This is a genomic window from Marinobacter sp. F3R11 (assembly GCF_003318275.1).
Lineage (GTDB): Bacteria > Pseudomonadota > Gammaproteobacteria > Pseudomonadales > Oleiphilaceae > Marinobacter.
In genome coordinates this window covers 602516-615764 of sequence record NZ_QOCH01000015.1, presented here as the reverse complement: position 1 = coordinate 615764, position 13249 = coordinate 602516, and the positions used below count along the sequence as shown (strand labels likewise).

The window sequence follows — 13249 nt, the reverse complement described above, 5'->3', positions numbered from 1 at the left end:
AAGCGCAGGAGAGGTAGCCCCTCATTTCCCGGGTTTTTGGAGGTGTCGGGCGAGAACGAATAGCCTGAAGGTTACCCACAGGTAGGCTAGAGCCCACAAGGTGGCGGATAGCCACAGCAGCCCGGGTTCACTGAAGGGTGACTCACCGGCCAGAAACCGGCTGACTGCCGCTGCAGACAGGATTGCTGCAATCGGGAAAACTTCACCTGCCGCAGGAGGTCTCCGGTGACTTCTTTGCCAGGCCAGCCGGAGCATGACGCTGGTGGAGAGAATGCCCAGTGCTCCGACAGTAATCAGGTGCAGGGATGGAATCAGTGCTGTGCCCATTACCAGCGCCAGTCCGGTTGCCAGTGCGCCAATGGCGAGCCAGCCATATCCCGCCGTCAATACCAGTAAATCCGGGCGCTCCCGGCACAACCATGGTTTCCATCTCAGGATCCGCAGAGTTATCAGCCCTGATGCAAGAATCAGGAGGAAGCCCGTGACCGGATTCATTACCGGGAAGGCTGTCAGGAAAACCGAACATCCCAGTACAACAATCAGCATACCTTCAATACGCGGCTGAACACGGGCATCAAGGGGAATGCCTTTTTTCTCCAGCGTGCCGGCAACCGCTGGCGCGATGATCCTGCCACCCATAAATGTCATCAGCAGCAGCAACCCTGTAATCGCGGAATGCATAAGTCTGAAAGGATCCGGCAGCCAGGGCTCATCCGGCACACTCAGTGCCCCGGATAGTCCGAAGATGACAGCAAGCAAACAAATTAACAGTATCAGCGGCCCCACTATACGGTTCCGCCATTTTTTTGCTGCATGGAAGCGGGGCACAACATACCAGGCCAGGGCCAGAGCAAACACGGGGCTCAGGAGCTGGGCTGAAAAACTATCGGGTAACAGAAGCCAGCTCAACCGGGCCGCCAGCCAGAGGCCGAAAAGTGGATAAAGCAGGGATGCAGGCTGGGGGCCGAGGGTGTAACCGGCTATGAGGGCAAGGGCAAAGCCGAAAATCAGTTCATGCCCATGGCCTGAGCCCAGCAGCCCTGCCGGCCACCCTGTACCCGACCACACTGCCCACACAGAGAGCGGTACGGCCATGGCCGCCAGCAGGCTTGCTGCGGGGAAAAATAGCCAGAAAGCATGAACTTTGCGTGGCTGCCTGTTGACTGACTTGTTCAAGATCATCCAGCTCAATTGACGGTTCAGGGAGGTGCGCCTAAAAAGAGTAATTGAAAACCATCATAATATTGCAAACGCTGTCCTGTGAGGCAAATGCGCTTGCTTGAGAACAAGGAGAACCATCATGAATGTTTCAAGCATGCTTAAACTTCCGTTTTCCAGCAATGGAGGCTGGAGTGAACTCGAGCGCAGGCAGCTATCCATTCCCATGCTTGCATGGTTTGTTGTTGTCCCCATGTCGCTTCTGCCACCGGTGCTGCTCTACTACGCAGGTACCCATTACGGCGATGATTTTATTGCAGGGTTTGGGGGCAAGGAATGGCGTTTTATCACCACCATTCTCTTTCTCGCTGAGCTGTTGACGTTCTTTGTGATGGGCTGGCTTATTCACTCTGTAGTCGAGGGCCATAAGCTGGAGATCAGTTACAACAACGCTTATCTGCTGGCGGCAATTGCGCCCCTGCCGCTCTGGCTGTCATCACTGGCACTGCTGGTGCCGGCAGTGATTGTCAGTGTGATTACGGTTCTGGCTGCAATGGCGTTGTCCTGCACCCTTGTGTATCAGGGCCTGAGGTCGTTGTGCCACCGCAGCCCTGATGATGTTATTACCATGTCGGCCACCTACACCGTTATGGCGGCATCATTGCTTGCATGGGGGGTGTTGATGGCTATGGTCTGGGCGTTTTGAAATATTGTTTTTTGTGCTGATACAGTTATTTCTTGATCGCCCCGGTTTTAAGCCGGGAGAATGTTGCAGGTACAACGCCCAGCCATGAAGCCAGCTGGTTGTCCGGTACCCGCCTGACCAGTTCCGGATACTCTTCAAGCAGAAGCTGATAACGCTCCTTTGCCGGCATGGTGAGTTTGCGAAATTCCCGCATGCTGGTCAGTTCCGCCAGTTCTTCAGTCAGGGCCATTGCGAACTGGGGCCAGAGCCCCTCTCCGTGGGACTGAATGGCCGCCCGGAAGGCAGCGAAATCGGCAACCCATGCAGTGGTGGGTGTTACGGTGGTGAGGCACAAGGTGTTGCGCACTGTGCGGCTGCGGCCAAAAACCGGCCAGACCATGTCCCCCTCGGTAAAGAAATGGTGCACTGCAACTTTGCCGCTGGGAGCCTCACGGAACAGGCGCATAATGCCGTACTGGATCAGATAGACGTTGCTCCAGGGCGTGTCATGTTTTTCCATCTGGGTTTCTGCGTCGACCCGGCGCTGGTGAAACAGCCGGGTGAGGTCTCTCAAAAACCGGGTGTCAGGAGTGTCCAGTTTTTCGCTCAGCCTTATTCCGAACACCCGGCTCAGGCCATTGAGCAGCGCCATTGATTGCGGCGCTGAATCATGATGGATGATGTCCGGGTTGTTCTCTCCCAGCATGCAGGGAGAGGAGGATACGTCTGGCCTGTGAGTGCGAGTCATAGGGTTTTTGCCGTTGAGATATCTGCCAATTATCCTAACAGAAAGATGTTTTGGGAAATGACTTAAATCATTAAGGCTTTTTCACCCGCTCGATATAGGCTCAGTGGCTTGTCCCTTCCTCGTAGTTGATTTTGTTCCAGACGTTGTACTTCCCGGACGGTTTGGTCATGGGTATCCGCTTTTCTTCCTCCAGTGTATCTGCGTTGTAGACGATCACTGCGCCGTCTTCATCCCAGATGCTCAGCAGGAGTTTTTTACCGTAGCGGTCAAACTCGACATGAGCGGCTACTTTTCCGGGAGCAGGTTGCAGGGTTTTGACGATTTCCAGAGTCTGCTTGTCGATAACATGAACTTTGTCTTTGTTTGGGCCAAAGAAGACATCTACCCAGGCGTAGCGTGAATTTTCATGGCTGCGCATGAAGAAACCCGGGCCGGCTGTTTCAAGAGTCTTTATGACTTTCCAGGTGTTCATGTCGATGATAGAAACCGCGTTGGTGCGGAAGTGAGGTGTGGCCATTACCCGGGAACCCTGGTAGTCCCAGGTTATTCCAGAGCCCAGATGAGGCATGCCCGGCAAAGGCAGGTTGGCGATGGTTTTTCCTGTGTCCATGTCGATGACCAGACCATGTTTGCCGTCGCGGGCGGCGCCGATCAGGTGTTCGTAACCCGGGTCGAAGAAGAAGTCATCAAGCCAGGTGTCGGTTTCCATTCTGCGCACCCTGGCCCTGTTGTTTTCGACAGTGATCTCCCAGGCTTCGGGTATGTCTTTCAGCGCTGCTATAAAACTGCCCCTTGGCGGAGCGGCATAAACGGCGCTGACCCGTGAACTTTCTCCAGCATCGTTTTCAACAGGGATGATTTCCAGCAGATCGAGATTGTCTGAATCGAACAGAACCAGGGTGTGGGGCAGATAGTTGGCTGCCAGCAGGTGGTGTCCGTCAGCAGAAACAGCGATGTTGCGCATGTTGATACCAGCCCGTACTTCGGCGACAACTTCGAGGTTGTACAAGTCGTATTTGGTAATCCAGCCGTCCCGGGAACCGAAGTAGACGAAGCGTCCGTCAGGGCTGTATTTGGGGCCACCGTGCAGGGCGTAGCGGCTGGCAAAACGGTGGACAGGCAGCATGCTGTCACCGTCGAGCAGGGTGACGTGGTGATCGCCGATTTCCACCACAAGAAACAGGTTCATCATGTCGGCGTCGTAGGCCGGTTTGTCGGGCAAAGTGCCGGCAGGGTGTGGCAGCAGATGGCTGGCTATGATTTCAGTCCTGCCCCAAACCGGCTCAGTAGCTGGCGGCTGGTAGATGAGTTCAGCCAGAGCGCTGACAGATTCTGCGCTCAGCGTGCTGGAAAAGGCAGGCATCTGGGTTGCTGCACGGCCTTCCAGAATGGCTTTTTTTGCCTGGTCTTTTTTCAGACGGGCAAGGTTTTCCGGCAACAGGGCAGGCCCCATCCCGCCAAGGCGATCGCTGCCGTGGCAACTTGCGCAGTGTTCCTGATACAGAGCTTCAGTCTGCGCATCTGTACTGGCGGTAATCTGGGGTGACAGCAGCAGGCCTGTTGTGAGTATCAGGGCTTTCAGAGGCTGTTGCATCGTGCTTCCTGATTTGAATGTTGGTAGTGGTTCCAGCCTGCCTGGGTTGGCTGCGCCAGCTTTTCTGCGAGTTGTACCACCTCACCTACGATAATCAGCGTAGGTGGCTGGAAGCCTTCAATTTCGATGGTCTTTTCCAGTTTTTGGAGTGTGGTCACTGCCATATGCTGTTGGGGGGTGGTGCCGCGTTCTATCAATGCCACCGGGCAGTCGCCAGACAGGCCATGAGCTGTCAGCTCCCGGACAATCGTAGGGGCGTTGTGCAGGCCCATGTAAAACACACGGGTCTGGCCGGGACCCGCCAGAACTTTCCAGTTCAGTTCAAAGGCCTGGTCGGCTTTACGGTGCCCGGTAACGAAAGTCACGCTTTGTGCGTAATCCCGATGGGTGAGGGGGATGCCGCAGTAGGAAGCACAGCCGGCCGCAGAGGTAATGCCGGGCACCACCAGAAAGTCGATGTTGTTTTCCACCAGGAACTCGGCTTCTTCGCCGCCGCGACCAAAAATGTACGGGTCACCTCCTTTCAGACGCACCACCCGGCGCAGTTTCATGGCTAACTGAACCAGAAGCTCGTTAGTATCTTCCTGGGGTACATAGTGGCAGCCACTGGCTTTCCCCACGTGGATTCGCTCAGCCCGGGGATTCACCAGTTCCATGATCTGGGGGGATACCAGGCGGTCATAAACAATGGCGTCTGCCTGCTGGATCAGCATCAGGGCCCTGAGCGTGAGCAGCCCCGGGTCGCCCGGGCCGGCACCTACTATGGCAACGTCTCCGGGCCGTAAGGGTTGTTCTGCCAGCTGGAATTCCACCAGGCACTTCTTTCTCTGGCTGACTGTCATGATGCTTTCCTTACAGATTGTGAACCGGAATTTCGACAACCGGGGTAGCGATACGCCGGGGCATGTCGAGAATCCCGATCTCTTCGTTGGTCAGGTAACAACCGGGGTCTTCTTCCCAGAAATCACCGGAAATGTTGTGGGCGCGTACCCTGGTGTTGCCGTTGCAGATGGGCAGATACTGACACTCAGCACACCGGCCTTTAACGGGGCGTGGTGTCTGGCGGAATCCCACCATCAGATCGTCATTTGCCTCTGACCAGATCCGTGAAAATGGCTTTTCGCGTACGTTGCCCAGGTTGTAGTCCCACCAGAAGGTATCCGGGTGAACAACGCCCAGGTTATCGATGTTGGAAATGTTTACGCCGGAGGAGTTGCCGCCCCAGTTGACCAGTCGTTGCTCCAGAGCTGGCACCTGATCAGGGTAGTGTTCCGCTGCCCATTGCAGCAGGAAGGGGCCGTCGGCGTCGTTGTTGCCCGTGACGTACTCCCGTTCAATTCCGCGTTTGAGTTCTTCGTGGCAGTGGTTGAATAACAGGTTCATGGCATCCCGGGTCATGTCATACCATGCATCCCGTTTACGGTTGCGGCCACCACGGCCAGAATAGTTCAGGTGGGAGAGGTAGAACTTGTCGATATCATGCTCATCCAGAAGTTTGAGCATGTCCGGCAACTGGGGCGCGTTGTCCTGTGTGAGGGTGAAGCGCAGGCCGACTTTGATACCTGCGTCCTTGCACAGCTTTACTGCTTTCATGGAGGCTGCGAAGGCGCCTTTCTTCTGGCGGAATTCGTCGTGAGTCTGTTCCAGGCCATCAATGCTGATGCCTACGTAATCGTAGCCGGCATCGGCGATCTGCTTTATGTTGTCATCGGTAATCAGGGTGCCGTTGCTGGACAGCCCCACGTAAAACCCCATGTCTTTTGCGCGGCGTGAAATGTCGAAAATATCCGGTCGCATAAGCGGTTCGCCGCCAGAAAGTATGAGTACTGGTACGCCGAAGGATTTGAGATCGTCCATCACGGTATAGACTTCGCCAGTGCTCAGTTCACCTTTGAAATCGATATCCGCCGAAATCGAATAGCAGTGTTTGCAGGTAAGGTTGCAGCGGCGAATCAGGTTCCAGATGACAACCGGGCCGGAAGGCTTGGGGATGGCTCTCACCGGGGCCGGATTCATCAGGCTTTTGATGTAACGGGTCATTCTGAACATAGTGTTCCCCCTTGCGTTAGCTACGCAGCCGCAGACCGGTTTTCTTCAGGATGGCCGAGCTGTAGAGAATGGTGTGCTGCCGGCTGGCATCACCTAAAACACCGCGGATACGGGCTGCTTTGTCCTCCACCTCTTCCCGGGTGGTGCCGTGCACCATGGCAAACAGGTTGAACGACCAATAGGGCAGGTGGCGTGGCCGGCGATAACAGTGGCTCACGAATGGCAGTTCACCTATGGCTGCTCCCAGCTCGGTAATGCGGTCATCGTTTACATCCCACACGGTCATGCCGTTGTATCGGTAACCCAGTCGGTAGTGATCAGGTACTGCTGCAATTCTGCGTATCACACCGGCTTCCTGCATGGACTGGAAGCGGGCAAGCACCTCGTCGGCGCTCATGTCCAGTTGCCTGCCCAGCTCTTCCCAGGGGTCGGAGACGAGAGGCAGCCCTGCCTGGGTGGCAAGGATCAGTTTGCGGTCGAACTCTGTGACAGTGACCTCAGACGGGAAAGTGGAGGTGGACATGGAATTCCTGCTCCTTTGGCATGTTGTAAACCGGATGGCCTGTAGTTTCTTCAATGGCGCGAATGGTGCTCTCGATGGCTTCCGGAGTTTCGGTTGCCAGTACAAACCACATATTCAGATCATGCTCTCGCCGGTAGTTATGAGCGACTTCGTCAAAGCTGTTAACCTGCTCTGCAACTCGCTCAAAATCCTCATCCGGGATGCGCATGGCAGCGAGGGTAAATGCGCCGCCCAGCTTTCCGGCATGAAACATGGGGCCAAAGCGCGTCAGTACGCCTTCAGCGAGTAGCTTTTTAATCGACTCAAGCACCTGCTGTTCGCTCAGGCCGAGCTCTCCGGCAACTGCCGCATATGGCTTCGGTACCAGTGGCAAGCCATGCTGCAAGCGATTGACCAGGGCTTTCTCAACCGGGCTGAGGATGGCAGTCGGCACCTGATGGCGGGTTTCAGTCGTGGCTGACATAGCGTCCTCCCCGTTGCCGGTAGGCTTTATTACTGAACAGTACAGAATGTTGCACATTCTGCAGGTTGTGCTCTGCAATCAGGCTGTCCAGCTGTGCCAGTACACGCACCCGGCTTGTGCCGTGAATCATGCAGAACAGGTTGTAGGGCCAGTCCGGGAGTTGCCGGGGCCGTTGGTAGCACAGGGTAATAAAGGGTATGTCAGCCATGATTTTCCCCAGTGCCTGCACCTGTTCATCGGGGATATTCCAGACCACCATGGCATTGGCTGTGTAGCCCAGGGTGCGGTGCTTCACTACCAGCCCGAAGCGTTTGATAAGTCCCTGTTCCTGCCATTGGGTGATGGCACTCATAACCTCCCGCTCGGAAAGACCGGTACGTTCTGCAAGGGTCTGATAGGGGCGGGCTGTAAGTGGCAGTCCCTGCTCCAGCTGCTTTCTGAGCCGCAATAGACCCCATGCACTTACAACACCTGACTCCCCGGCAACTACATGCAGGTGATCGGCTGATGCACACTGGTTCATGACAGGGCTCCCCAGTCGATGTCGAAGCCCAGGTCAATGTGATAGCCCTCTATCATAGGGAGGCGTAGCATGGGCAGCCTCAGTTCCTGTTCGAGTTTATCGAGATGCTCCTCCAGTGATTCGTTATCGGGAGCAGTCATGACAAACCAGAGATTGTAGGTGTGCTCCCGGGCGTAATTGTGATTCACCCCGGGCGCACGGTTTATGCGGGCGGCTACCAGATCAATCTGCTCTTCCGGAGCCGCCACAGCAGCCAGCAGGCTTGCGCCAGCCTGGCTATGCTCAAACACCGGTCCGACCCGGCCGACGACATCGCGAGACTGCAACGACTGCAACCGTTCAATAACGTCCTTCTCGGAGATGCCCAGTTGCCGGGACATTTCCAGGTACGGCCTCTCACACACTGGCAGATGCCGTTGGAAGTGGTTGATCAGTTGCTGATCCGTATGATCCAGTCTCATCGTTCGTCTCCTCCGGGTCGATGCGGCATACAAGAGCGTTCTAGTAGACGTCGTGCTGAGTGTTGTAGACGTTGAACTTGCCGGTCGGAGTGACCAGACGCTCGTCGTCGATAACTTTCTTCAGCTTGCGGGTCTTGTCATCCACCACCACGATGGCTGATCTATGTTCTTTGCCATTCCACACAGAGAACCAGACTTCGTCGCCTGCTACGTTGTACTCAGGCTGAACAACGCGCTTGGGGCCTTCTCCCAGATTTGCCCATTCGGCGATTGGCAATACTTCATAGCCTCCTTCCAGGTTGTCGATGTCATACACTGCGACGCTCTGGCTGACTGACTCCGCCGGGTTCAGGGCAGTATCGACGTACAGGTTTTTAGACTTCGGATGGGTCTTGATGAACAGTGAGCCGCCGCCCTGACCATTGATAGTGCGAACCACTTTCCAGGCTTTATCCGGATGGCCTTCAGGGTCGGTGCCGATCATCTGAATGGTCGGATCACCCAGGTGGCTTGTTGCCCAGACCGGGCCGTGCTCAGGATCAACAAAGTTGGCACCACGACCGGGGTGGGGGATTTTGCCTACGTCTACCAGGGCTTCCAGTTCTCGGTCTTTGGAGTCAACAACAGCGATCTTGTCGGACTGGTTTGCAGCCGTCATGAAGTAACGCATGCTGCTGTCCCAGCCGCCATCGTGCAGGAACCGCGCGGCGTCGATGGTGGTGCTGTTGAGGTTTTCCAGGTTTTCGTAGTTGACCAGCATGATCTTGCCGGTTTCTTTTACGTTAACAATGAACTCGGGGTGTTCGTGGGACGCGACTATGGCAGCAACCCTTGGCTCCGGATGATATTCCTGGGTATCCACAGTCATGCCGCGGGTGCCCACGATTTTCTTCGGCTCCAGAGTTTCCCCGTCCATGATCACAAACTGCGGTGGCCAGTAGGCGCCTGCAACCGCGTATTTGTCTTCATAGCCTTTGTACTTGGACGTTTCTACCGAGCGGGCTTCCAGGCCAATTTTGATCTTGGCAACTGTGTCAGGGTGCTCCATCCACAGATCAACCATGTTGATAGCCGCGTCGCGACCAATCACGAACAGATAGCGTCCGGAGGCTGACATACGGGAAATGTGTACCGCGTAGCCTGTCTTGATGATTTCAACAATTTCTTTGGACGCGCCATCAATCAGGGCTATCTCTCCGGCATCCCGCAGAGTAACGCTGAACAGGTTTTCCAGATCCAGATTGTTCAGTTGCTTTGTCGGCCGGTCCTCAGGCGCTACAAGCACTTCCCAGGTCGCCTTCATGTCGGCCAGGCCCCACTCCGGTGGTGCAGGTGGCTCATGCATCAGGTACTTGGCCATCATTTCGACTTCATCTTCGGAAAGTTCTCCGGAGGTGCCCCAGTTAGGCATGCCCGCTGGAGATCCGTAGGTGATGAAAGTCTTGAGGTAATCAATGCCTTGGGCCTGGGTAATATCCGGTGTCAGTGGCTTACCGGTAGCACCCTTGCGCAATACACCGTGACAACCCGCGCAGCGTTCAAAGAATATTTTCTTGGCTTTTTCAAACTCTGCATCGGTCAGATCCGGTGCGCCTGGTGAGCGGACAATTTTGGCCGACTTGGGTGAGATAGGGCTGGAGGTACCCTCGTAGGCGGCCTCAGCCGGGTCGCCATTCTTCGGAGCAGCGGTCGCAGTCATCACGCCAAACGACGCGATTGCCACGGCCAGTGCCAGTGGTTTAAGAAATGGATTGGTTGCTCTCATCAGGTTCTCCCGTTGGATTTTAAGAGTGTTGTTAGGTTTAGCTTCTTTGCCCTGATGAACATTGATTAAAATCAGATATATGTTCTGTGTCCAGTGAGTACCCAACCATAGGTATGCCTAAAGAGTTGTTGTGGAAGAGGGTGTTTTTAACAAATATCAAAGATGCGCTTATAGGGTGGCGTCACCATGGTGAAAACCCGCGCAGACGTATGGGAGAAAGCGAGCGGTGAACACTTCCGGAAGGAGTCAGACAGGGCAGAAGGTGAGTGTCATTCTGGTGTTGTTGATGCTCGGTTCCGGGGCTCCGGTAACCCTGGCTGATGAGCCTTCGCGCGGCCCGGCTGATCTCGAAAACCTTGTGGTGCAGGACTGTGGTTCCTGCCACGGGTTGACCCTGAAGGGAGGGCTTGGCCCCCCGTTGCGGCCGGAAAATCTTACCCATCTGCCAGAGGCAGCGATCACTGCGATCATCAGTGAGGGTGTTCCCGGCACGGCAATGCCACCCTGGAAACCCCTGCTGGCACCCGCCGATATTGAATGGATCAGTCATCAACTTAAAGCTGGCGCGCTGGTCTTACCCTGACCTACTAGCCTGGAGGAATTACTGCATGGTCCGGATACCCGGTTTTGTAAAACCACTGTTAACGCTGGTGCTGTTTTCTGCACTGGTGAGCGGTTGTCAGGCGCTCCCTGACGGGGGCTCAGATGACAGTCTGATGGGCACCGGTGATATGGGCCTGGTTGTAGAGCGGGCTACCGGTTCTTTACTGGTTATCAACACGACCAGCCATGGCGTAATTGGCCGCATAGAAGGACTGGGTGACCTGTCTCACGCGTCTATTGTTTACTCCCGGGATGCGCGTTACGGCTTTGTGTTTGGTCGTGATGGTGGGCTGACCAAAGTTGATCTGCTCACTCAATCCATTGCAGGCCGGGTTATTCAGTCTGGTAACAGCATTGGCGGCGCCATATCCCAGGATGGCCGTTACGTTGCTGTGTCCAATTACGATCCGGGCGGGGTAAAGGTTTTTGATAGCGGGACCCTGGAGCTTGTGGCCGATATTCCTGCTACTTACATACTTGATAATGGTCAAAGGGCACAGTCTAAAACCGTGGGTCTGGTCGATGCACCCGGTAACCGTTTTGTTTTCAGCCTGTTTGATGCCGGACAGATCTGGGTTCTCGATATGCCTGACGGAGTAGACGGCGGTGAGCCGGAAGTCACCCGGTTCGATGCGGGTAAAGCCCCTTATGACTCCATGATTACGCCGGATGGGCGGTATTACATCGCTGGACTGTTTGGCGAGGATGGGCTCTCAATGCTGGATCTTTGGAATACAAGTGCAGGTGTTACCGAAATCCTGCCAGATTATGGTAAGGGTGAACAGCAACTGCCTGTGTACAAAATGCCGCACCTTGAGGGCTGGACGGTGGCCGATGGCAGGGCCTTTGTTCCTGCAGTGGGACATCACCAGGTCCTGGTAGCAGATATGAATGACTGGTCTCTGGTGGACAGGATCCCGGTACAGGGGCAGCCGGTTTTTGTGATGGCCAGCCCGGATAACCGAAGAATCTGGGTGAGCTTCGCACACCCGAAGAACGATGTGGTTCAGGTGATCGACTCCCAGACCCGTAAAATCATCCGTACGCTCGAACCAGGAAAGGCTGTGCTGCACATGGAGTTTACGCCAAGGGGTGAGGAAGTCTGGGTCTCGTCCCGGGACAGCAACCGGATCACGGTGTACAACACTGACACCCTTGAGCCTGTTGCTGAGCTGGACGCACAGAACCCAAGCGGTATTTTCTTTACCAGCCGGGCCCACGTACTCGGGCTTTGAATACAACCCAGTCGCAAAGGATTTCTGCAGATGACGTTTTATCAGCCTGTAGGTAACGAAATAGAGCTGTTTCATGCTGCCGCTGACAACGGCCTGCCTGTTCTGATCAAAGGGCCTACCGGATGCGGTAAAACCCGCTTTATCCGCTATATGGCCGAGAAGCTGAACCGTCCGGTTTATACCGTAGCCTGCCATGATGACCTCACAGCTGCTGATCTGGTTGGTCGGCACCTGATCGGCCCGGAAGGCACATACTGGCAGGATGGCCCATTGACCCGTGCGGTGCGTGAAGGTGGTATTTGCTACCTGGATGAAGTGGTAGAAGCCCGCAAGGATACCACCGTGGTGCTGCACCCGCTGGCGGATGACAGGCGGGAGTTGCCCGTAGAGCGTACCGGAGAACTGCTGACAGCAGCGCCGGGCTTTATGCTGGTAGTTTCCTATAATCCGGGATACCAGAGCCTGCTCAAGGGTATGAAACCCAGCACCCGTCAGAGGTTTGTTTCACTGCGGTTTGATTATCCCTCCGAAGAAGCGGAGCAGACCATCGTTATGGAAGAATCCGGTTGCGACCGCGATCTCGCGCAACAGCTGGTAAATCTTGCAACAGCCTTGCGCAACCTGAAGGACCACGATCTGGAGGAAGCTGCATCAACGCGCCTGTTGATACATGCGGCACTTTTGATACGTGCAGGGGTGCCGATGGAGGCAGCCTGCCGTGCAGGCATGATTGAGCCGCTTTCAGACGACGAAGCAACAGTCAGTTCACTCATGGAGGTGGTGTATGCAGTATTCGGGCGCCCGGGTGAAACCCGCTAGTGGAGCTGTAGTGCCGGTTATCTGGTATCTGCTGAATTTATTGGCGATTCCGGTTATCGGCTTCTTAATTCTGCTCTGGCTGTTTGTTAAAAGCGCCGGAACAAATGAGCTGCGCCGGGCCCATACCCGGGCGGCCATGTTCATGTCGCTGATTGGTTTCTCTCTGATCAGCTCGGGCATTGCTTTTGGCTGGATGTTCTTCCGCGATCCGGGGCATTTCGGGACATTTGCCCTGGTATGGGCAATCGCTTTGCACACGGGGTTTGTTCTCTGGGGCATGGTTTCCCTGGCACGGGCAATGTCGGAGAAGATGCCACACTTTCCAGCCAGATGGCTCTGATTCACTGTGATCATTTCGTGATCTTTTCGGGATAAAGTCTTTAGCGCTGCGTTAAGTCTCTGGAAACCGGTGCGTTCATGATGGTTGTCAGAGCCCGGGGCAAATGCCTCTGGCCAATAACAAACACCGGGAGATTTATATGAAGACGCTGACTCGAATGTTTCTTGCTGCTGCGATTACTGTTGTAGGGGTGAGTGTAAACCTGGCCCATGCTGATGAGATGAGTAAAAGTGACAGCATGAATCATAGCGCCATGAAGAAAGACGATGGCATGATGCATGAC

At 55.2% G+C, this 13249-nt stretch carries 15 protein-coding genes; 5 read left to right on the top strand and 10 right to left on the bottom strand.

Annotated features, from left to right (window positions below; genetic code table 11):
* Window positions 1-21: 21 nt before the first annotated feature.
* Window positions 22-1182, bottom strand: coding sequence for an NnrS family protein (locus tag DS878_RS11255; RefSeq protein ID WP_113816045.1), 1161 nt, complete (start codon window positions 1180-1182; stop codon window positions 22-24).
* 118 nt (window positions 1183-1300) lie between these two features.
* On the opposite strand from DS878_RS11255, the gene DS878_RS11250 reads away from it, so the two are divergent.
* Window positions 1301-1864: a Yip1 family protein gene (locus DS878_RS11250; protein ID WP_113816044.1), complete on the top strand. Its 564-nt coding sequence runs from the start codon at window positions 1301-1303 to the stop codon at window positions 1862-1864.
* A 25-nt stretch (window positions 1865-1889) separates the two neighbouring features.
* Here DS878_RS11250 and DS878_RS11245 read toward each other — a convergent pair whose 3' ends face one another.
* From DS878_RS11245 to DS878_RS11205, 9 genes are all read right to left on the bottom strand, one after another.
* A complete protein-coding gene (locus DS878_RS11245; protein ID WP_113816043.1) occupies window positions 1890-2591 on the bottom strand; it encodes a Crp/Fnr family transcriptional regulator in 702 nt (233 codons plus the stop codon).
* Between the two features lie 100 nt (window positions 2592-2691).
* Window positions 2692-4185 (bottom strand): nitrite reductase, encoded by a 1494-nt coding sequence (locus tag DS878_RS11240; protein WP_113816042.1) that lies wholly within the window; start codon window positions 4183-4185, stop codon window positions 2692-2694.
* The gene (gene cobA, locus DS878_RS11235) at window positions 4170-5027 is read right to left on the bottom strand and encodes a uroporphyrinogen-III C-methyltransferase (RefSeq protein ID WP_113816041.1); all 858 of its coding nucleotides are present in this window, start codon (window positions 5025-5027) and stop codon (window positions 4170-4172) included. The genes DS878_RS11240 and cobA overlap by 16 nt, the downstream gene beginning before the upstream one ends.
* A gap of 10 nt (window positions 5028-5037) precedes the next feature.
* A complete protein-coding gene (gene nirJ, locus DS878_RS11230) occupies window positions 5038-6234 on the bottom strand; it encodes a heme d1 biosynthesis radical SAM protein NirJ (protein ID WP_113816040.1) in 1197 nt (398 codons plus the stop codon).
* A gap of 16 nt (window positions 6235-6250) precedes the next feature.
* Entirely contained in the window at window positions 6251-6757 is a 507-nt protein-coding gene (locus tag DS878_RS11225) for an Lrp/AsnC family transcriptional regulator (RefSeq protein ID WP_113816039.1), read from the bottom strand.
* Complete coding sequence (locus tag DS878_RS11220) at window positions 6732-7220, bottom strand: Lrp/AsnC family transcriptional regulator (protein ID WP_113816038.1); 489 nt, start codon at window positions 7218-7220, stop codon at window positions 6732-6734. Before DS878_RS11220 ends, DS878_RS11225 begins: the two co-directional genes overlap by 26 nt.
* A complete protein-coding gene (locus tag DS878_RS11215; RefSeq protein WP_113816037.1) occupies window positions 7204-7743 on the bottom strand; it encodes an Lrp/AsnC family transcriptional regulator in 540 nt (179 codons plus the stop codon). The genes DS878_RS11220 and DS878_RS11215 overlap by 17 nt, the downstream gene beginning before the upstream one ends.
* On the bottom strand, window positions 7740-8204 hold the full coding sequence (locus tag DS878_RS11210) for an AsnC family transcriptional regulator (RefSeq protein WP_113816036.1): 465 nt from the start codon (window positions 8202-8204) through the stop codon (window positions 7740-7742). The genes DS878_RS11215 and DS878_RS11210 overlap by 4 nt, the downstream gene beginning before the upstream one ends.
* A 40-nt stretch (window positions 8205-8244) precedes the next feature.
* Entirely contained in the window at window positions 8245-9969 is a 1725-nt protein-coding gene (locus DS878_RS11205; protein WP_113816671.1) for a nitrite reductase, read from the bottom strand.
* 226 nt (window positions 9970-10195) lie between these two features.
* Between DS878_RS11205 and DS878_RS11200 the strand changes: the two genes are divergently transcribed.
* Genes DS878_RS11200 through DS878_RS11185 form a run of 4 tightly spaced genes read left to right on the top strand, consistent with a single transcriptional unit; the run spans window position 10196 to window position 12966 of the window.
* The gene (locus DS878_RS11200) at window positions 10196-10552 is read left to right on the top strand and encodes a c-type cytochrome (RefSeq protein WP_261977780.1); all 357 of its coding nucleotides are present in this window, start codon (window positions 10196-10198) and stop codon (window positions 10550-10552) included.
* Between the two features lie 25 nt (window positions 10553-10577).
* Entirely contained in the window at window positions 10578-11807 is a 1230-nt protein-coding gene (locus DS878_RS11195; protein ID WP_113816035.1) for a cytochrome D1 domain-containing protein, read from the top strand.
* Between the two features lie 30 nt (window positions 11808-11837).
* Window positions 11838-12626, top strand: a complete 789-nt coding sequence (locus tag DS878_RS11190; RefSeq protein WP_113816034.1) for a CbbQ/NirQ/NorQ/GpvN family protein — start codon at window positions 11838-11840, stop codon at window positions 12624-12626.
* Window positions 12592-12966: a hypothetical protein gene (locus DS878_RS11185; protein ID WP_113816033.1), complete on the top strand. Its 375-nt coding sequence runs from the start codon at window positions 12592-12594 to the stop codon at window positions 12964-12966. The genes DS878_RS11190 and DS878_RS11185 overlap by 35 nt, the downstream gene beginning before the upstream one ends.
* The last annotated feature ends 283 nt before the right edge of the window (window positions 12967-13249 follow it).